This is a genomic window from Erwinia sp. SLM-02 (assembly GCF_037450285.1).
In the GTDB taxonomy this organism is placed as follows: domain Bacteria; phylum Pseudomonadota; class Gammaproteobacteria; order Enterobacterales; family Enterobacteriaceae; genus Erwinia.
This window is the reverse complement of sequence record NZ_JAQISN010000002.1, coordinates 208,892-227,355: the sequence shown is the minus strand read 5'-3', so window position 1 is coordinate 227,355 and position 18,464 is coordinate 208,892. Positions and strand designations below refer to the sequence as shown.

The following is an 18,464-nucleotide window of genomic DNA, read 5'->3' as shown; positions in this document are numbered from 1 at the left end:
TTTCTCATTCTTTAACAACGGGAATGAGTGTAACCTCTTAAGGGTAATTTGTAATTTGTTCTTAAGTGTAGTGCTGGCTGTACTTTAGTACAGGACCTGTTCTCATATTGAGTCAGAATTTGCAGGGAGCTTGAATGTTTTCTTTCTTTAATGAAAACCAGACGGTAAGGGATACCCTTGAGACCTACATCCAGAGAAAACTCTCGCCGTTTGGCAACCCTACCTATGCCTATACCGTTGTCAGCAAGAAAAATCCTTCAGAGGCGCTAATTATTTCCAGCTATCCCGATGCGTGGGTGAACCTGTACCGGGCGAATAATTTCCAGCTGACGGATCCGGTAATCCTTAACGCTTTTAAACGATCGTCGCCCTTTGCCTGGGATGAGAACATCACCCTGATGTCCGACCTCAAATTCACCAAAATATTCTCGCTGTCTAAGCAGTACAACATTGTAAACGGCTTCACCTTCGTACTGCACGATCATATGAATAATCTCGCGCTGCTGTCACTGATTATTGATGATGACGATCGGGGAGCAGTGGAACGCCGGATGTCAGACGTTGAGGGTGAACTGCAAATGCTGTTAATTGATTTTAATAAGCAAATGTATCTCCCGCAGAGAGGATTCGAAAATAACAACAGAACCATGTTTACCCTGAGAGAGAACGAGGTGCTCTATTGGTCGAGCATGGGAAAGACTTATGTTGAAATCGCGTTTATTACCGGAATTTCGGTCAGCACGGTGAAGTTTCATATCAAAAATGTCATTACAAAGCTGGGGGTAAGTAATTGCCGTCAGGCAATACGGCTGGGTGTTGAACTGGATCTTATCAGGCCGGCGGCATCGGCGGCCAGGTAGCGAAAACCTTCGTTGGGCTTCCGCTTATTTCCCGCTGTTGGTAAAGTGAGCAACAGATGCTGAAACGTAGCCAGAAGGGAAGTCAGGGTGACCGGAAGAATTGACTATCAGATTGAAAAGTACAGCTTCACCGAGCTAAATGAACCCGCGCATCTTACCCGGCAGTGGGCTGCGGTGCTGGAAAAATGCCAGCAGATGCACGCCGGAGTTGAGGAGCGCCTCCGTACTGCGCTGCAAAACGTTGATTACGTCACCAGCTTTGAACTGCCTTTCCGCCTGCTGCTGATCCGCGCCCCGCAGCTCATTGCCGGCGTGCGCAATGAGCTGCCGCTTCGCCAGAAAAATGTTCTGTTCAACGGCAAGCGCTTCGGCTGCGTCTACAGTCTGAACACCGACCTCAGCGATATCCCGGATGAATTTCATTACCGCTTATCCAACCGCGTTCGACGGGTGGATGCCGGCGGCGGTTCCGCCGCACCCTACCAGCAGATCGCCAAAGAGGCTAAAGCGCCGCGCGATCGCCTGAAAATCGCGCTGGAAAGCGGGCTGCAGGTGACGGTGCTTGATGGCATGTTCTGGTTCGGCATCCAGCGCATGGCGGCGGATATTCAGCGGCTGAGAAAGAGCGGCATGAGGATTGCGACGGCGGAAACCGAGGTGTTTGACAGCCTGACCGGCACGCTGCGGCGGGTGCCGGTGTATCGGGCGGGCTGATCGCTCAACGTTTTTGCGACCTTAACCAGGGCCTGGCTGAGTTAATCGGAAATCGGCAGCCCTGTTGGTGTGCCTGTTTCTGAACATATCCTGCAATATTCCACGTTGTAGGTTTCCTCGTAGCAACGAAAATTTAGCGTTGATTAGGGAACGATTGTTTCCTATGATGTGCTATGCAAAAAAAATCCCGATCCATTGCTTCTGGCCGCCCGCGCGAGTTCAACACCGACCTCGCACTGGAGAGCGCCATCCAGCATTTCAGCGTCCATGGCTATCATGGATCCTCAATCAGCGACCTGAACGCGGCGCTGGGGCTGACCACCGGCAGCATTTATAAAGCCTGGGGCGACAAGCACGGGCTGCTGATGGCCGCCCTGGAACGCTATATAGAACTGCGCTCGGCGGCGGTGGGGCAGCTACTCAGCGCTGCGCCCAACGGTCTGGCAAAGCTTGAGGCGCTGCTTGGGCACTATGCCGATATCAGCAGCGGAAAATCCGGCGAGGTCGGCTGCCTGGTGGTTGAAACGGCTATGGAGCTGTCGGCCAGCGATGAGCTGATTGCTGCACGACTCGCCCGGCAGGAAGCCAGCCGCCGCGCCCAGTTTACGGCGCTGCTGCAGGAGGCGGATCGCGACGGCTCGCTGCCCGCGCAGGATGATATCGCCAGCTGCGCCGACCTGCTGATTGCCATGACCCAGGGAATGCGGGTGCTGGGTAAATCCGGCAGCTCGCGAGAGAGAATGCAGGCGATTGTCGATAAGGCGATTACGCTGCTTAAGCGTTAACCCGATCCGTTAAGCCTCGATGGCAGCATCGGGGTTTATTTTGGTTAAATTAGGAAGTGATCATTTCCATTTGGAGGCAGGCATGCAGGAACAGGATAAACCCCGCCACGTTGGCCAGGAATTTTTCAACCGCACCGACTTCTGGCAGACGTTCCGCCACGGCCATATCCGCGTTGGCGAAGTCAAAATGCACTATGTTGAGGGCGGTGAAGGCGAGCCGATACTGCTGATCCCGGGATGGCCGCAGAGCTGGTACACCTGGCGCTATGTGATGGACGATCTGGTAAAGAGCGGGCGCCGGGTGATTGCGCTGGATCCGCGTGGGATGGGGGACAGCGATGCGCCGCTGGACGGCTACGACCTGACCACGGCGGCCGCGGATATCCACGGCTTCGTGACCGCGATGAAGCTGACCGAACGGGGGCCGATTGACGTTGCCGGTCACGACGTCGGGGCGTGGATCGGCTATGCCTTTGCCGCCGACTGGCCGCAGGATATCCGTAAGATCGCGCTGCTTGATGCGCTGATCCCGGGCCTGTCGGTGCCGCGCAGCGATCTTCCCTCCGAGGAGATCGCCCTGCGTAACTGGCACTTCGCCTTCAACCGCCTGAACGATCTGCCGGAAATACTGATATCCGGCAGGGAAGAGGCGTTCCTGACGTGGTTTTTCCGCGCCAAATCGCAGAATACGTCGGCCATCGCCGCCGAAGATATCGCCTTTTACGCCCGCCAGATGGCGGTGCCGGGGATACTGCGCGCCGCGGGCTGCTACTACCGCGCGGCCTTTGGTGCCGAAGGGCTGGCAGCCAATCGTCAGCGCGCTGAAACCCAACTGACGATGCCGGTCAGGGTATTTGGCGCAGAGCGCAGCGTGGGAGCCACCATGCTGGCAGCGCTGAAGCCGCTGGGTATTGATGTTACCGGTGTGGTCGTTGAGGGGGCAGGGCACTATTTGCCTGAAGAAGCCGGGCCGAGGATTGCTCGTGAGCTGGGGGCGTTTTTTAGGGTTTGATTAGGGAGCAGATTAAGCCTTAAGGCACAGGGCATAGCAGAATGATGAAATTGACGTTCATTACAGCCCAAATCCACCAAACCCCAGAAAGCAAAAACCCGCCGTGAGGCGGGTTCTTTAAATATGGTGCCCGAACCCGGAATCGAACCAGGGACACGGGGATTTTCAATCCCCTGCTCTACCGACTGAGCTATTCGGGCAACGGGGCGCATTAAACCGTAACCGGCCTGTGGCGTCAATGGCTTTATGTTGGAAATCAGACTGATTGCACTCTTTTTCATCAAACCTGGCAAAATGTAACCTTTCCGGCGATTAAGCGCCCAACGGGCCAGGCCAGTTTTCATTCTGCTGACCGGGCGTCTATTTCCCTGGCTAACGCATGGTTATTTTTCCGCCGCTGCTTTTTTACCACGTAAATCGGCCATTTTTCGCGATCGCGAACGGCTTTGTGTGAGTGAATGTTTCCTCACTTTTTATGCATAATTAACTGCCCGGCGCGGGTTGTACCTGCCTCTAAAAGATGCCATTATTGCGCAAATTTTGCGTTAGCCGCATCCATTCTACTTTGAGGTCGCCGCCATGAGAGGTTCACTGCTGCATATCAGCACTGCTCCCCGTCATCTGATGATGCCGTGCGCCTGCCGATCTCCGCTTTGTCACACCTTGTCGATAAAATCTCTCACCATGCGGTGAGGTTTTCATACGCTTTACTTTTGGCCATCAGTAAAAACAGGTGCGATCTGATTTTACTGATGTCTGGCGGTCGAAGCGGATACCCATTCTGCTGACAGCTTTCTGACACCTTTCGCCGGGAATGCCGTGCTCTGCTCGCGTTCCTATTGTGTGCCTCTGGCACCCACTCATCCTTGCCGCCTGAGGATTTGTGTTATGACACCATTAAAAATTGCAGCCAGTACCACCGTTGCCATCCACCTCCAGACCGGACGCGAAGTCGTTACGCTGGAAAAAACCGATTTTACCGACGTGGCGGCCGTGGTCGTCTCCGTTGCCGACTCCCGCAGCGGCATGCTGGCGCTGCTGCGCCACACCGGCTTTAACCTGCCGGTGTTTATCGCGCTGGATTATCCGGAGCAGGCCCAGGAGCAGGAGCTGCCGGAGGTGACCGGCATTCTTAACGGTGCCGCCGATGATGTCATCCGCCTGGAAGCCGCCGCCGCGCAGTATCAGATGGGGCTGCTGCCGCCGTTCTTTAATACGCTGACCAAATACGTGGCGATGGATAACAGCACCTTCGCCTGCCCGGGGCATCAGGGCGGGGCGTTCTTTAAAAAGCATCCGGCGGGACGGCAGTTCTACGACTTCTTCGGTGAAAACGTCTTCCGCGCCGATATGTGCAACGCCGATGTGAAGCTCGGGGACCTGCTGATCCACGAAGGATCGGCCAAGCACGCGCAGAAGTTCGCCGCGAAGGTGTTCAACGCCGATAAAACCTATTTTGTGCTAAACGGCACGTCCAGCGCCAACAAAGTGGTCACCAACGCGCTGCTGACGCGCGGCGATCTGGTGCTGTTTGACCGCAACAACCACAAGTCGAACCACCACGGTGCGCTGATCCAGGCCGGTGCCACGCCGGTGTATCTGGAAACGGCGCGTAACCCTTTCGGCTTTATCGGCGGCATTGACGCGCACTGCTTTGATGAGACCTATATCCGCAATCAGATCCGCCAGGTTGCGCCCGATCGCGCGCAGCAGGAGCGTCCGTTCCGCCTGGCGGTGATCCAGCTGGGCACCTACGACGGCACCGTTTACAACGCCCGTAAGGTGATCGACAGCATCGGCCATCTGTGCGACTACATCCTGTTTGACTCGGCGTGGGTGGGCTACGAGCAGTTTATTCCGGTGATGGAAGCCTGTTCGCCGCTGCTGCTGGATCTGAAGCCGGAAGATCCGGGGATCTTCGTCACCCAGTCGGTGCATAAGCAGCAGGCCGGGTTCTCGCAGACCTCGCAGATCCACAAAAAAGATAACCACATCCGCGGCCAGCAGCGTTTTTGCAGCCATAAACGGCTGAACAATGCGTTTATGCTGCATGCCTCAACCAGCCCGTTTTACCCGCTGTTTGCCGCGCTGGACGTCAACGCCAAAATGCATCAGGGCGAGGCGGGCCGCCGTCTGTGGCACGAATGCGTCACGCTGGGGATTGATACCCGCAAGGCGATCCTCTCGCGCTGTGAAATGATCCGCCCGTTTATCCCGGATGACGTTGACGGCAAGCCGTGGCAGGATGCGCCAACCGAAACCATCGCCCGCGACCCGCGCTATTTCAGCTTTGCGCCGGGGGCGGAGTGGCACGGTTTTGCCGGCTATGAAAAAGATCAGTATCTGGTCGATCCGTGCAAGCTGCTGCTGACCACGCCGGGCATCGACGCCGCCAGCGGTCAGTACGCCTCATTTGGCATTCCGGCGACGATCCTTGCCAACTACCTGCGTGAAAACGGCGTGGTGCCGGAGAAGTGCGACCTGAACTCGATCCTGTTCCTGCTGACTCCGGCAGAAAGCGTGGAGAAGATGGCGCATCTGGTGGCCAAGCTGGCGCAGTTCGAACAGCACGTGAAGGAAGATGCGCTGCTCAGCGACGTGCTGCCGACCATCTACCGTAAAAACGTCAAGCGCTACGCCGGTTACACCCTGCGTCGCCTGTGCCTTGAAATGCACCAGCTGTACGTCAGCTACGGGGTGAAGGATCTGCAGAAGGCGATGTTCCGCCAGCAGAGCCTGCCAAAAGTGGTGATGAATCCGCAGGATGCCAACATCGAATTTATTCGCGGTAACGTTGAGCTGGTGCCGATTGCTCAGGCGGAAGGGCGTATCGCCGCCGAGGGCGCGCTGCCGTATCCGCCGGGCGTGCTGTGCGTGGTGCCCGGTGAAGTGTGGGGCGGGGCGGTGCAGAGCTACTTCCTGGCGCTGGAGGAGGGGCTTAACCTGCTGCCGGGCTTCTCGCCGGAGCTGCAGGGTGTTTATGCCGAAGCCGATGAAAACGGCGTGAAACGCCTGTACGGCTATGTGATTACCGAGTAAACGCGGACCGTGGCCAGCCAGGACACTTCATCCTGGCTGGCTGCTTCACGCTAGCTGCGCATCTTCCCGCGCCTGGCGCACAATGGCCCCGGCAATCCACTTGCCAATGTCCTCCAGCTCGTCGTTATGGCAGCCCCAGATATCCTTCATCACCAGGAAAATCTCCGAACCGTAAACCAGCGACAGCGATCGAATAACCCGATCCATCAGCGCCGGCGGCAGCTCGTCATTCAGCGGTTTTAATACCTGAGCCAGCATCGCTTTGCGGTTGCCGCGCACCAGCCTCTCTTTGACCGGGATGGCATCGGTGGCCTGGGACTGCGCCCACTGGGTGAGGGAAAGATGCAGCGCCGCGCGTAATGTCCCTTCATGGCGCAGCATCTGCGGAAAGGCAAAGCTCAGCAGTTCGTTGATGCGATCGGTGGCCTCTTCTTTGCTGGGCTGCCAGTGTTTAATCGGGCTCAGCGTTTCTGAAACGATGGCGGAAACCAGCGCGCTTTGCGTTGGAAAGTAGCGATAGGCGGTTGCTCGCGACAGCTGTGCCTCATGAGCGACTTCGGTAATTGAGGGGAAAGCTCCACTATCAAATAGCCGTATAGCCGTTTCAATGAGTAAGCGGCGCGTTCTGGCGCGTGTGGATGTTAACCCTGACATCCCGGCGGAATCCCTTTGCTCCACGGTGACCTCATCTTATTGGTTTAAATCTGTCTGTTGATCCAATCGGCTGACAAGCCGCAGCGTATGTCGGCGAACGCGGTCAACAGAGGTTTTTTTTCTCTCTGACTGCGCATCATCCGACCATGATAAGACTCATATTTCATTTAATTGATTCATCAATCTTGTTGATGGTAGTGTTAAGGTAAACCTGTCTTTTTTTCACCATAGCAGACTATTTATGTGGTTAAGTTGAGTTTTATCAATCTCTTATTAATCTAAATAACAGGCAGCATTAACGCAAATGAAAAAAGAAATGGATTGCATTTATGCCGTGGCAACGGCAGATACTAAAGGAAGAGAACTGTTTTATGTGCGAGATCTGATTGCCCGAACGGGTGTAAAAGTGGTGACGGTTGACCTCTCCACCCGGCTTTCTGCCGGTCCCTCACTGACCGATTTTTCCGCTGAAGACGTGGCAGCCTGCCATCCTCAGGGTGGTGCGAGGATTTTTTCTCGCGATCGCAGCGAGGCTATTCCAGCCATGGCCGAGGCGTTTGATCTTTTCCTGCGCCAGCGCAGCGATGTGGCCGGCGTGATAGGGCTTGGCGGCTCGGGCGGCACCGCGCTGATTGCGCCCGCGCTGCAGGCGCTTCCCGTCGGCATTCCTAAGCTGATGGTCTCTACCATGGCATCCGGTGAAATCTCGGGCTATGTGGGGGCCAGTGATATCACCATGCTGTATTCGGTCACCGATATCGCCGGGCTGAATCGTATTTCCCGCCGCGTGTTGGGCAATGCCGCTCATCAGATTGCGGGTGCGGTCAGCTTCGCTGTCCCCGTCGTTGATGATGAAAACCCGGCCCTGGGGCTGACCATGTTCGGTGTGACCACCCCCTGCATTGAGGCCGTCGGCGAGGCGCTGGAGCAGGAGTATGATTGCCTGGTTTTCCATGCGACAGGCAGCGGGGGCAAAGCCATGGAGAAACTGGCGGACAGCGGCATGCTGGTGGGGCTGTTGGATTTGACCACCACCGAAGTGTGCGATCTGCTGTTTGGCGGCGTGCTGGCCTGCGGTGAGGATCGATTTGATGCCCTGGCGCGCAGCCGCCTTCCTGCCGTGATATCCAGTGGTGCGCTGGATATGATCAACTTTGGCTCGCCGGCTACCGTGCCGGAGAAATATGCCGGACGCACGTTCTACCACCATAACCCCCAGGTGACGCTGATGCGCACAACGGTGGAGGAAAATACGGTGATGGCGCGGTGGATAGCGAAAAAACTCAATCGCTGCGAGGGGGAGGTGCGTTTCCTGATCCCGGAAGGGGGATTTTCGGTGCTGGATGCCCCCGGCCAGCCGTTCTGGTCAGCCGAAGCCGACCGGGCCTTTATCACCACGCTGGAAAGCGACCTTATCCAGACCGCCCGGCGGAAAATCGTCCGCCTGCCGTGGAATATTAACGACCCCCGCTTTGCCAACGCCGCAGTAGAACAATTCCGCCAGCTGATAAACAGGGAGTGATAACCATGCCCGCTTTTTCTCGTCAGCAGCTGCTGACAAAATTTCAACAGATGATTGCCCGCCGCGAGCCGATTATCGGCGGCGGTGCCGGAACCGGACTGTCGGCAAAATGTGAGGAGGCCGGAGGGATCGATTTGATCGTTATCTACAACTCCGGGCGCTATCGCATGGCCGGGCGTGGCTCACTGGCCGGACTGCTGGCCTATGGCAACGCCAACGAGATCGTGGTCGATATGGCAAAGGAGGTGCTTCCCGTCGTGAAGCATACCCCGGTGCTGGCCGGCGTGAACGGGACCGATCCTTTCTGCCAGTTCGATCAGTTCCTCGACCAGCTGAAAGCGCTGGGCTTTTCCGGCGTTCAGAATTTCCCCACCGTGGGGCTGATTGACGGTAACTTCCGCGCCAATCTTGAGGAAACCGGCATGGGCTATGCGCTGGAGGTGGAGATGATCCGTCTGGCGCACCACAAAGATATGCTGACCACGCCGTATGTATTCAGCGCCGAAGATGCGGTGGCTATGACCCGGGCCGGGGCGGATATCATCGTCCCGCATATGGGGCTGACCACCGGCGGCAGCATTGGTGCTGAAACGGCGCTGAAGCTTGCCGACTGCGTTCCGCTGATTAACGAATGGGCTGCCGCGGCGAAGGCCGAGCGGAGTGATGTGATTGTGCTCTGCCACGGAGGGCCGATTGCCAGCCCGGAAGATGCGCAGTTTATTTTGCGTCACTGCCCGCAGTGCGATGGTTTTTATGGTGCCAGCTCCATGGAGCGGCTGCCTGTTGAAACGGCACTGACCGACACCACCCGCCAGTTTAAACGCCTGGCGCGCTAAGACCGTCGGTGACCGGCGGGCGACATTGCCCCGCCGGTCACCGGCCGATCCCGCATCAGTAGCGGTGATAGCTCTTCTGCGCGTTGTTCACTTTATACAGATAACGACGGGACTCAGCGGAAGGGTGATTGTTGGTCAGCTGCTGATACACGTCCGACGGCGACAGGTTGTTAATCTTGCTGAACGCCGTATCTTTATCGCTGGAGAACACCCGCAGCACGCTGCCCGCTCCGCCGTTATAGGCGGTGATCACCGCATAGCGGCGTGAGGTCGGGTTGCTGATGCCGGCCAGGTAGTTGCCCTGCAGCAGCGACAGATACGCCGTACCGGCATCGATATTATTGGCCGGATCCAGCAGGTAGCTGCGGCTTGGTTTGCCCCATTTCCCCTTCATGCGGAACACGTCAACGCCCGCGGTATGCTGCACCACCTGCATCAGCCCCAGCGCATCGGCGTGGCTGACCGCATAGGGGTTGAAGCTCGATTCAATCTGCATAATCGCCAGAATCAGCGACTGGTCAACGCCGTATTTCTCAGCGGCCTGACGGACCAGCGGCAGGTACTTGTGCGCACGCTTGTCGAGGTGGTTCGGCACCATCGGAATGGTCACGGACCAGATAACGTGCAGCCCCGAGGTGCGGCGCTGCAGCTTGTTCTTGATCAGATAGTCCGCGAAGGTGCCGGCGCGGCCCTGCCAGCGGATCGGCTGCCCGGTGTTGTCCAGTACCTGACCGTACAGCAGCGGCTCACGGCTGATCTGAATATCGTTGGCGTCGGAGTAGAGATCGACATTACCCGGGTCTTCACCAATCAACAGCGTGGTGACGATCGCCTGGCGCAGGCTGGCCATCGGATCGGTTCCGGCGATGGTTTCAATGGTAATGCTACCGGCGTCAAAGTTGATGTGGCTGCGGGTGTAGTACTGATCGCTGTACTTCACGTAGTCTTTTGGACCGGCGATCAGCACCTCGTTCATGCCCCAGATATTTTCGATGTTGTGGGCAAACTGTCCCATCAAAATATCAAAGCCGTTGGTGTCCTTTATCCATTCTTCATGGCTGGCATTCTGCTTCTTGCCGGAGCAGGAGATCAGCAGAGGTGCGATAATCAGCAAACTCAGGAGTTTTTTATTCATCTTTCAGTGTATTGCCCACAATGTAGAAGGGCCTCATTATCAAGGCCCAACGTATGCCTGCTTCGCCAGCTCGGGTGAACCACCCGTCGGTTATTCTGCTGGCGGTGTGTAACCGTCGATATGGACTTCTTTACCTTCGAACAGGAACTTGACCATCTCCTGCTCCAGCTGCTTACGGTCTTCAGGATTCATCATGCTGAGTTTCTTTTCATTAATCAGCATGGTCTGCTTAGCCATCCATTTTGACCAGGCTTCTTTCGAAATCTCGTTATAGATGCGCTTACCCAGATCGCCCGGGTAAAGCTGGAAATCCTGCCCATCGGCGTCACGTTGCAGGAACGTGCAAAAAATAGTTCTGCTCATTACTCTTCCTCTTCTTCTGTAGCGCGAGCACTCAGCACCATGTGTTGTGGCTGGCGCAGCTGCTGTAGCAGGCGCTCTACCGGCGCGGCCAGCCCCACGGAGGGCGGCTGCGCTAAGTTATACCAGAGACCCGGACCGTCATCCATTGCCGCACGGGGCGATGGCAGATCCAGCCACATAGGCACAATATCCAGGTGGAAATGGCTGAAGGTATGGCGGAAGGCGATCATCTGCCGCAAATGACGATCGTCAATGCCGCGCAGGCGCAGCGCACTGCGCAGTTCTTCTTCAGTGGCGAACTGCGGAAAACAGTATAGTCCACCCCACAGTCCGACCGGAGGGCGCTGCTCCAGCCAGACGTGCTGGCCCTGCTGCATCAGCAGCAGCCAGCCGGTGCGCTCCGGGATGGTCTGTTTCGGCTTTTTCCCGGGGTATTTCGCCCAGCTGCCGTGCGCGGTGGCGATGCAGCCGTTTTTCAGCGGGCAGATCTCGCATTTGGGTTTGGAGCGGGTGCAGACCGTCGCGCCCAGATCCATCATCGCCTGATTGAACTGGCTGACGCCAGCCGCAGGCGTCACTTCGGTGCTGACCTGCCACAGGCGCTTTTCCACCTCTTTCTTACCCGGCCAGCCGTCAACGGCGTAGCAGCGGGCCAGTACGCGCTTAACGTTGCCGTCGAGGATCGGAAAATGTTTGCCCAGCGACAGGGAGAGAACGGCACCGGCGGTCGAGCGGCCCACGCCCGGCAGGTCGGCAACCTCCTCAAAGGTCTGCGGGAAGCTGCCGCCGTGTTTTTCCACCACCGTTTTCGCCGCCTTGTGCAGGTTGCGGGCGCGGGCATAGTAGCCAAGCCCGGTCCACAGATGCAGAACTTCATCCAGCGGCGCGGCCGCCAGATCGCTGACGGTGGGGAAGCGCGCGATAAAACGCTCGAAGTAGGGGATCACCGTGGCCACCTGGGTCTGTTGCAGCATCACTTCAGACAGCCAGACGGTATAGGGGGTTTTATCCAGCTGCCACGGCAGGGTTTTGCGGCCATAGAGCTGATACCAGTCCAGTACCTGCTGTGCGAACTGCGATGCTTGCATCATGTAAACCACGATCTCTTCTTTCAGGAAAATCAGGCAGGAATTCCAGCACAGACCAAAGGGTGTGTAAACCGGATAATCACTGCATTTTATTATCTGCCGGGGGCTTTATGCCACTTTGCCAGGCTTAAGCGCAACGGCGCACCTTCCGCAGGCGATCGCCACTGGCCGAACGGCCGGCAGCAGCTATACTGGCAGCCATTCGGGCAATACCGTTTCGTTGGCAGGGCGATCTTTATGTTTTCACCCGCTAAAGGCATAATGCCCGCTTTCCAAAGTGCACAGCGGCAGGCAGAACGATGAAAAATGATGTTATCTCACCGGAATTCGATGAAAATGGCCGCGCAATGCGCCGTATCCGCAGCTTTGTGCGTCGCCAGGGTCGTCTGACTAAAGGCCAGCAGCAGGCGCTGGATACGCTGTGGCCGGTAATGGGCGTGGAATATCAGCCGGAACCTGTTGATTTCACCACTCTGTTTGGTCGCGATGCGCCGGTCGTGCTGGAAATCGGTTTCGGTATGGGGGCGTCGCTGGTCAGCATGGCGGCAAGTAACCCACATCAGAACTTCCTCGGTATCGAAGTGCATTCACCCGGCGTGGGTGCCTGTCTGGCGACGGCGGAAGAAGCTGGGGTGACGAACCTGCGGGTGATGTGTCACGATGCGGTGGAAGTGCTGGAAAATATGATCCCGGATAATGCCCTGCGCATGGTGCAGCTATTCTTCCCGGATCCGTGGCATAAAGCGCGCCACAATAAGCGCCGTATCGTGCAGGTACCGTTTGCCGAGCGCGTGATGCGCAAGCTTAAGCTGGGCGGCGTGTTCCATATGGCAACCGACTGGGAAGCCTACGCCGAGCATATGCTGGAAGTGATGAGCAGCATTGACGGCTATAAAAATCTGTCGGAAACGGCGAACTGGGTGGAACGCCCGGAGTCGCGTCCGTTAACTAAATTTGAGCAGCGCGGCCAGCGTCTTGGCCACGGTGTGTGGGATCTGATGTTCGAGAGGGTTAAATAATGGCTACACAACGCAGTCGTCGTCTTCGTAAGAAAATGCACATTGATGAGTTCCAGGAGTTAGGTTTCTCCGTGGGCTTCAGCTTCGCCGAAGGGACCAGCGAAGAGAGCATCGACAGCACCGTTGATGCCCTGATCGAAGAAGTGATTGAACCTAACGGCCTGGCGTTTGACGGTAGCGGCTATCTGCAGTGGGAAGGTCTGATCTGCCTGCAGAAAATCGGCAAATGCACCGATGAGCACCGCGAGCTGGTTCGTAACTGGCTGGAAGCGCGTAAGCTGAATGACGTGAAAGTCACCGAACTTTTCGACGTCTGGTGGGACTAAAAGATCAGGGTTAACCAAACGACGGGCGGATAACATCGCTCATCGAATCAAGGGCGATCGCGTTTACCGGTCGCCCTTTGTCATTTAAGGAGCAAAATTCATGCGAAAAACGCTAATTGGCGGCGCACTACTGCTGCTGGCAGCCGGTCAGGCGCAGGCGGATTATCAGTGCAGCGTTAATCCTCAGGATGATGTTGTTATCTCGCCTGCCCAGGTGCAGGTGGTGGGGGCCAGCGGTAACCTGGTGATTACGCCGAAGGGCGACGTGCAGCGCAATGGTCAGGCGGTCAGCGTGGATAACCCCACCCGACAGAAAGCCATTGATTACCAGAACGCGCTGCGCCGCGATCTGCCGTGGATTGATAACGGTGCGAAGCAGCGTCTGGAGAAAGGCCGCGTGGCGCTGGACCGGGTAATTGTGGAAAAACTGGGGCAGAACAGCAACGTGCGCCAGCGCCTGACCACGCTGGACGGCCAGCTAAAACAGCAGATGAACCGCATTATTGAGCATCGCAGTGACGGCCTGACCTTCCACCACCAGGCGGTGGCGCAGGTGCGCCAGGACGGCGAACGGCTGGTGCAGAGCGCGATGGGCGGCGTGGTACAGGACAGCCTGAATGAGATGGGCAGCAAGCAGGCCAGCGGCAACGATAATCCGCTGCAGGCGATTATGGGCAATCTCGGGGGCTTACAGCAGGCGATTCAGGCCGAATGGAGCAATCAGGAACAGGATTTCCAGAACTTCGGCCATGAAGTCTGTAATCGCGTCACCGGTCTGGAAGCGCAGCGCAAAACGCTGGTGGCCGCGCTGAACTAACCGATAGCGGACCGGACAGCGGGCAGTGCCTGCCCGGTCAGCATCAGCATGGATACCCGCCGCCTTGTGCGCGGGTATCCAGCACACTTCGAATGGCTTATTCCGCCAGGAACAGCTCCAGCAGCGAGTTCAGGAACAGCTTCCCTTTTTCGGTGATCTGCCAGTATTCCGCCGTTTCCGTCAGGTAGCCTTTCGCCAGCGCCTCATCCAGCTGCGCGCGCACGCTGCTTTCCGGCAGGCCGGTATAGCGCTGATACTCCGCGCGCGGTGCGGCTTCCAGCAGGCGGAACCGGTTCATAAAGAACTCGAACGGCTTGTCGGCATCGGCCACGTCATGGCGCTTATCCAGATATTTACCGGCCATAAATCCGCGCGGATGGCGGGTTTTGGTGGTGCGGATAATGGTGCCGTCCGGCTGGGTCAGCTTGCCGTGCGCGCCGCAGCCAATCCCCAGGTAGTCGCCAAAGCGCCAGTAGTTAAGGTTGTGCTCGCAGCGATAGCCGGGTTTGGCGTAGGCCGAGGTTTCATACTGCTGATAGCCCGCCGCGCTGAGCAGCTGGTGGCCCTGCTCGAAGATATCCCACAGATCGTCATCGTCCGGCAGGCGCGGCGGCCGCGAGGCGAACAGCGTGTTCGGCTCGATGGTCAGCTGATACCACGACAGGTGCGGCGGGTTCAGCGCAATCGCCTGGCGCAGGTCGTCCAGCGCCTCTTCCAGCGACTGGTCCGGCAGGCCGTGCATTAGATCAAGATTAAAGCTGCGCAGGCCCAGATCTTCCGCCAGCTTCGCCGCGCGTCTGGCTTCGTCCGGCCCGTGAATGCGCCCCAGCCGCTCCAGCTTCTGCGCACTGAAGCTCTGCACGCCAATGGAGATGCGGTTAATCCCGGCGCGCTGATAGCCGCTGAAACGGTCGGCCTCGACGGTGCCCGGGTTCGCCTCCATGGTGATTTCCGCCGTCGGCGACAGCGGCAGGCGCGCACGCACGCCGTCCAGCAGCATCTGCATCGCTTCGCTGCTCAGCAGGCTGGGTGTGCCGCCACCGATAAAGATGGTGCTCACTTCACGGCCTGAGGTGAGCGGCAGATCGTCATCCAGATCGTTGAGCAGGTGCTGCACGTACTCTTCGTGCGGCACGTCGCCCTTTAACGCATGGGAGTTGAAATCACAGTAGGGACACTTCTGCACGCACCACGGGATATGAATATACAGGCTCAGCGGGGGGAGATTAGCCATTCTTCATGGCGTCCAGCAGCAGGTTCAACGCTTTTCCGCGATGAGAAACCGCCCGCTTTTCGTCCTTGCTCAGTTCCGCTGCCGTTTTACCCAGCTCCGGCACATAGAAAATCGGATCGTAGCCAAAGCCACCCTGGCCCGCTTCGCTGCGTGCGATCTCGCCTGCCCAGCTGCCGTGAAATACCAGCGGCGTCGGGTCGGCGGCGTGGCGCACGTAGACCAGCACGCAGTGGAACTGCGCCTGGCGCTGCCCGTCCGGCACGTTTTCCAGCGCGGCCAGCAGCTTGTCGAGATTTTGCTGGTCGCTGGCATCCAGGCCCGCGTAGCGCGCGGAATAAATGCCGGGCGCGCCGCCGAGGGCATCAACCGCCAGCCCGGAGTCATCGGCAATCGCCGGAAGCCCGGTAATTTCCGCCGCGTGGCGCGCCTTGAGAATGGCGTTTTCAATAAAGGTCAGGCCGGTTTCCTCGGCTGACTCCACGCCCAGTTCCGTCTGCGCCACGATATCAAGGCCGAATTCGGCCAGCAGGTGGGCCAGCTCACGAACTTTACCGGGGTTGCCGGTGGCGAGTACGACTTTTTGCATATTACATCCAGAAAATTAATCAGAAATCATCAAAGCGGAGGCGCTGATGCTGCCCGTTATGTGCAGCATCAGCGTGGCAGACTTAATCAGAACTGTACCCAGCCCGGGATATATTCCAGGCCGATGAAATTCAGCGCATACAGAATCAGGATCACCACCATTGCCGAGAAATCAATGCCCGCCATCGGTGGGATAAAGCGGCGAATCGGGGCCATCAGCGGCTCGGTCAGCTGCATCAGTACCAGATCAACCGGGTTGCGGCCCTGGCTGAACCAGCTCATCAGGGAACGGATAATAATCACCCAGAATACCAGCACGCCGGCGGCTTTCACCAGAATAACCAGGCCCAGATAGAGGAATATCGGATCCGGGAAGAACATGCGCAGCGCCAGCGGCCCAAGCAGTACGCTGATGATATAGGCAATCAGCAGCGAGGCGGTATCAACCGGCCCGATGGAGGGGATAATGCGCCGCAGCGGCTTAACGATCGGTTGAGTGATTTTCACCACAAACTGTGAAAACGGATTATAAAAGTCACATCGTGCCCACTGCATCCAGATGCGCAGTAACAACACCTTGATGTAGATGGCAATCACCGTTGTTACCAGAAAAATCAACGCTAGCATGAGGTTCCTCAGTTGTTGTCATTGGCGGCTGGCATAATCGCGCGCGCCGAAGATTGCGGTGCCAATACGCACCATGGTACTGCCCGCCGCAATCGCGGCGTCCATGTCGTCACTCATTCCCAGAGAAAGCGTGTCTACGCCGGGATAATCTTTTTGCAGCTGCTCAAAGGCTGCGGCCATTTGCCGGCATACCGCCAGCTGGCGATCGTACTCCGTTTCCGGCGCGGGGATGGCCATCAGCCCGCGCAGGCGCAGGCGCGGCAGCAGCGCTACGGCCTGGGCCAGCGCCGGTAACTCCGCCAGCGTGATACCCGATTTACTGTGCTCATCGCTGATGTTGACCTGAATCAGCACGTTCAGCGGTTGTGCATCTTCGGGCCGCTGTTCGTTAAGCCGGGTAGCAATGCGCAGGCGATCGACCGTGTGGCACCAGTCAAAATGCTCCGCCACCAGCCGGCTCTTGTTGGATTGCAGCGGACCGATAAAGTGCCATACAAGGCAGGGATCCGCCAGCGCCTGGATCTTATCCACGCCTTCCTGTACGTAATTTTCACCGAAGCAACGCTGGCCGGCTGCGGCGGCTTCTGCGACGGCGCTCGCAGGTTTGGTTTTGCTCACTGCAAGCAGCGTAATTTCCTGTGGACCGCGGCCGCATTGGCCTGCCGCCGTTGAGATCCGCTGGCGGACTTGCTGTAAGTTTTGCTCAATCGAAGTCATAGTCAGGGAAAAAATATGGATATTGAAGAAATTGTGGCCCTTAGTGTAAAGCATAATGCAGGAGATCTGCATCTCTGTAGTGGTCATTCGCCATTCTGGCGACGCCATGGATTGCTGGAGCCGCTCAGCGACAGGCCCGAGGTCGGCAACGCCTGGCTGGAACGGTTCGCCGATCGTACATTATCCGCGCTGCAAAAGGAGGAGCTTAGCCTGCGCGGCCAGCTGGATTTTGCGCTGACGCTGGGCGGGGTCAGGCTGCGTGCCAACCTGTTTCGCCAGCGCAGCGGGCTGTCGCTGGCGCTGCGGTTGATTGCCAGCGAGTTCCCGAGCGCCGCGTCGCTGCATCTGCCTGCGGTCGTTGCCTCGCTGGAACAGCAGCACGAGGGCTTGATCCTGATCGCTGGCGCAACGGGCAGCGGCAAATCCACCACCCTGGCGGCGCTGATCGACGGCATCAATCGGCAGCAGCAGCGGCATATCCTGACGCTGGAAGATCCCATTGAGTTTCTGCACGACAGCCGTCGTTCACTCATCCAGCAGCGCGAGCTGGGGGAGCATTTCACCAGCTTTGCCGACGGACTGCGGGCAGCGCTGCGTGAAGATCCGGACGTGATTCTGCTGGGGGAACTGCGCGACAGCGAGACCATCCGGCTGGCGCTGACGGCGGCAGAAACCGGCCATCTGGTGCTCGCCACGCTGCACGCGCGCGGTGCGGCTCAGGCGGTTGAGCGGCTGGTGGATGTGTTTCCCGGCGAAGAAAAAAACCTCATCCGCAGCCAGCTTGCCGGCAGCCTGAAAGCGGTGATGGCTCAGCGGCTGGTGGCGGCAGAACGGGGGCGAACAGGGCTGTTTGAGGTGATGATCAACTGCCCGGCGGCGGCGAATCTTATCCGTGAGGGGAAAACGCATCAGCTGCCCGCGCTGTTACAGACCGGCAGCCAGCTGGGGATGCAAACCTTTGAACAGAGCCTGGCGGAGCGTCGGCGGCTGGGGCTGCTGCCGGAGTAGGGTGTGCTTCAGAGCCAGAGCCAGAGCCAGAGCCAGAGCCAGAGCCAGAGCCAGAGCCAGAGCCAGAGCCAGCATCTGCATCAGCATGGCCGACAGCCGGATGCTCTGCCCGGCCTGATACTC

The 18,464-nt window shown here is 57.9% G+C and carries 19 protein-coding genes and 1 tRNA gene; 11 read left to right on the top strand and 9 right to left on the bottom strand.

Annotated features, from left to right (window positions below; translation table 11 throughout):
- Positions 1 to 134: 134 nt before the first annotated feature.
- From PGH32_RS14295 to PGH32_RS14280, 4 genes are all read left to right on the top strand, one after another.
- The gene (locus tag PGH32_RS14295; RefSeq protein ID WP_337894371.1) at positions 135 to 860 is read left to right on the top strand and encodes a LuxR family transcriptional regulator; all 726 of its coding nucleotides are present in this window, start codon (positions 135 to 137) and stop codon (positions 858 to 860) included.
- Positions 861 to 947: 87 nt separating this feature from the next.
- Complete coding sequence (locus PGH32_RS14290; protein ID WP_337894370.1) at positions 948 to 1,574, top strand: helix-turn-helix domain-containing protein; 627 nt, start codon at positions 948 to 950, stop codon at positions 1,572 to 1,574.
- A 173-nt stretch (positions 1,575 to 1,747) separates the two neighbouring features.
- Positions 1,748 to 2,359 (top strand): TetR/AcrR family transcriptional regulator, encoded by a 612-nt coding sequence (locus PGH32_RS14285; RefSeq protein WP_337894369.1) that lies wholly within the window; start codon positions 1,748 to 1,750, stop codon positions 2,357 to 2,359.
- A gap of 82 nt (positions 2,360 to 2,441) precedes the next feature.
- Complete coding sequence (locus PGH32_RS14280) at positions 2,442 to 3,371, top strand: alpha/beta fold hydrolase (RefSeq protein WP_337894368.1); 930 nt, start codon at positions 2,442 to 2,444, stop codon at positions 3,369 to 3,371.
- A gap of 124 nt (positions 3,372 to 3,495) precedes the next feature.
- Here the strand turns inward: PGH32_RS14280 and PGH32_RS14275 are convergent.
- Positions 3,496 to 3,571: transfer RNA gene (locus PGH32_RS14275), tRNA-Phe, on the bottom strand.
- Between the two features lie 688 nt (positions 3,572 to 4,259).
- Here PGH32_RS14275 and PGH32_RS14270 point away from each other — a divergent pair.
- Entirely contained in the window at positions 4,260 to 6,410 is a 2,151-nt protein-coding gene (locus PGH32_RS14270; protein WP_337894367.1) for an ornithine decarboxylase, read from the top strand.
- Positions 6,411 to 6,455: 45 nt separating this feature from the next.
- Here PGH32_RS14270 and PGH32_RS14265 read toward each other — a convergent pair whose 3' ends face one another.
- Positions 6,456 to 7,064, bottom strand: coding sequence for a TetR/AcrR family transcriptional regulator (locus tag PGH32_RS14265; protein WP_314426215.1), 609 nt, complete (start codon positions 7,062 to 7,064; stop codon positions 6,456 to 6,458).
- Between the two features lie 316 nt (positions 7,065 to 7,380).
- Here PGH32_RS14265 and PGH32_RS14260 point away from each other — a divergent pair, with 316 nt between their 5' ends.
- Both PGH32_RS14260 and PGH32_RS14255 read left to right on the top strand, forming a co-directional pair.
- Positions 7,381 to 8,586: a Tm-1-like ATP-binding domain-containing protein gene (locus PGH32_RS14260; protein WP_443112782.1), complete on the top strand. Its 1,206-nt coding sequence runs from the start codon at positions 7,381 to 7,383 to the stop codon at positions 8,584 to 8,586.
- Between the two features lie 5 nt (positions 8,587 to 8,591).
- A complete protein-coding gene (locus PGH32_RS14255; protein WP_314426220.1) occupies positions 8,592 to 9,422 on the top strand; it encodes a phosphoenolpyruvate hydrolase family protein in 831 nt (276 codons plus the stop codon).
- A gap of 55 nt (positions 9,423 to 9,477) precedes the next feature.
- Here PGH32_RS14255 and mltC read toward each other — a convergent pair whose 3' ends face one another.
- From mltC to mutY, 3 genes are all read right to left on the bottom strand, one after another.
- Positions 9,478 to 10,557, bottom strand: a complete 1,080-nt coding sequence (mltC, locus tag PGH32_RS14250; RefSeq protein WP_314426222.1) for a membrane-bound lytic murein transglycosylase MltC — start codon at positions 10,555 to 10,557, stop codon at positions 9,478 to 9,480.
- A 90-nt stretch (positions 10,558 to 10,647) separates the two neighbouring features.
- Positions 10,648 to 10,920, bottom strand: a complete 273-nt coding sequence (locus PGH32_RS14245; RefSeq protein ID WP_314426224.1) for an oxidative damage protection protein — start codon at positions 10,918 to 10,920, stop codon at positions 10,648 to 10,650.
- Complete coding sequence (mutY, locus tag PGH32_RS14240; RefSeq protein WP_314426227.1) at positions 10,920 to 12,011, bottom strand: A/G-specific adenine glycosylase; 1,092 nt, start codon at positions 12,009 to 12,011, stop codon at positions 10,920 to 10,922. The genes PGH32_RS14245 and mutY overlap by 1 nt, the downstream gene beginning before the upstream one ends.
- A 296-nt stretch (positions 12,012 to 12,307) precedes the next feature.
- Here mutY and trmB point away from each other — a divergent pair, with 296 nt between their 5' ends.
- The 3 genes from trmB to PGH32_RS14225 all read left to right on the top strand — a co-directional run bounded on the left by trmB (position 12,308) and on the right by PGH32_RS14225 (position 14,170).
- Positions 12,308 to 13,027 (top strand): tRNA (guanosine(46)-N7)-methyltransferase TrmB, encoded by a 720-nt coding sequence (trmB, locus tag PGH32_RS14235; RefSeq protein WP_314426230.1) that lies wholly within the window; start codon positions 12,308 to 12,310, stop codon positions 13,025 to 13,027.
- The gene (locus PGH32_RS14230) at positions 13,027 to 13,353 is read left to right on the top strand and encodes a YggL family protein (RefSeq protein WP_314426233.1); all 327 of its coding nucleotides are present in this window, start codon (positions 13,027 to 13,029) and stop codon (positions 13,351 to 13,353) included. Before trmB ends, PGH32_RS14230 begins: the two co-directional genes overlap by 1 nt.
- A gap of 100 nt (positions 13,354 to 13,453) precedes the next feature.
- Positions 13,454 to 14,170 (top strand): DUF2884 domain-containing protein, encoded by a 717-nt coding sequence (locus PGH32_RS14225; protein WP_337894365.1) that lies wholly within the window; start codon positions 13,454 to 13,456, stop codon positions 14,168 to 14,170.
- 97 nt (positions 14,171 to 14,267) lie between these two features.
- On the opposite strand, the gene hemW is transcribed toward PGH32_RS14225, so the two are convergent.
- The 4 genes from hemW to PGH32_RS14205 all read right to left on the bottom strand — a co-directional run bounded on the left by hemW (position 14,268) and on the right by PGH32_RS14205 (position 17,333).
- A complete protein-coding gene (hemW, locus tag PGH32_RS14220; RefSeq protein ID WP_314426237.1) occupies positions 14,268 to 15,404 on the bottom strand; it encodes a radical SAM family heme chaperone HemW in 1,137 nt (378 codons plus the stop codon).
- Positions 15,397 to 15,990 (bottom strand): XTP/dITP diphosphatase, encoded by a 594-nt coding sequence (locus PGH32_RS14215; RefSeq protein ID WP_337894364.1) that lies wholly within the window; start codon positions 15,988 to 15,990, stop codon positions 15,397 to 15,399. The genes hemW and PGH32_RS14215 overlap by 8 nt, the downstream gene beginning before the upstream one ends.
- Positions 15,991 to 16,076: 86 nt before the next feature.
- Entirely contained in the window at positions 16,077 to 16,616 is a 540-nt protein-coding gene (locus tag PGH32_RS14210) for a YggT family protein (protein WP_314426241.1), read from the bottom strand.
- An 18-nt stretch (positions 16,617 to 16,634) separates the two neighbouring features.
- Positions 16,635 to 17,333, bottom strand: a complete 699-nt coding sequence (locus PGH32_RS14205) for a YggS family pyridoxal phosphate-dependent enzyme (RefSeq protein ID WP_314426244.1) — start codon at positions 17,331 to 17,333, stop codon at positions 16,635 to 16,637.
- Between the two features lie 15 nt (positions 17,334 to 17,348).
- Between PGH32_RS14205 and PGH32_RS14200 the strand changes: the two genes are divergently transcribed.
- Positions 17,349 to 18,341 carry a type IV pilus twitching motility protein PilT gene (locus PGH32_RS14200; RefSeq protein WP_337894363.1) on the top strand — a complete coding sequence of 331 codons (993 nt, stop codon included), beginning with the start codon at positions 17,349 to 17,351 and terminating at the stop codon, positions 18,339 to 18,341.
- The last annotated feature ends 123 nt before the right edge of the window (positions 18,342 to 18,464 follow it).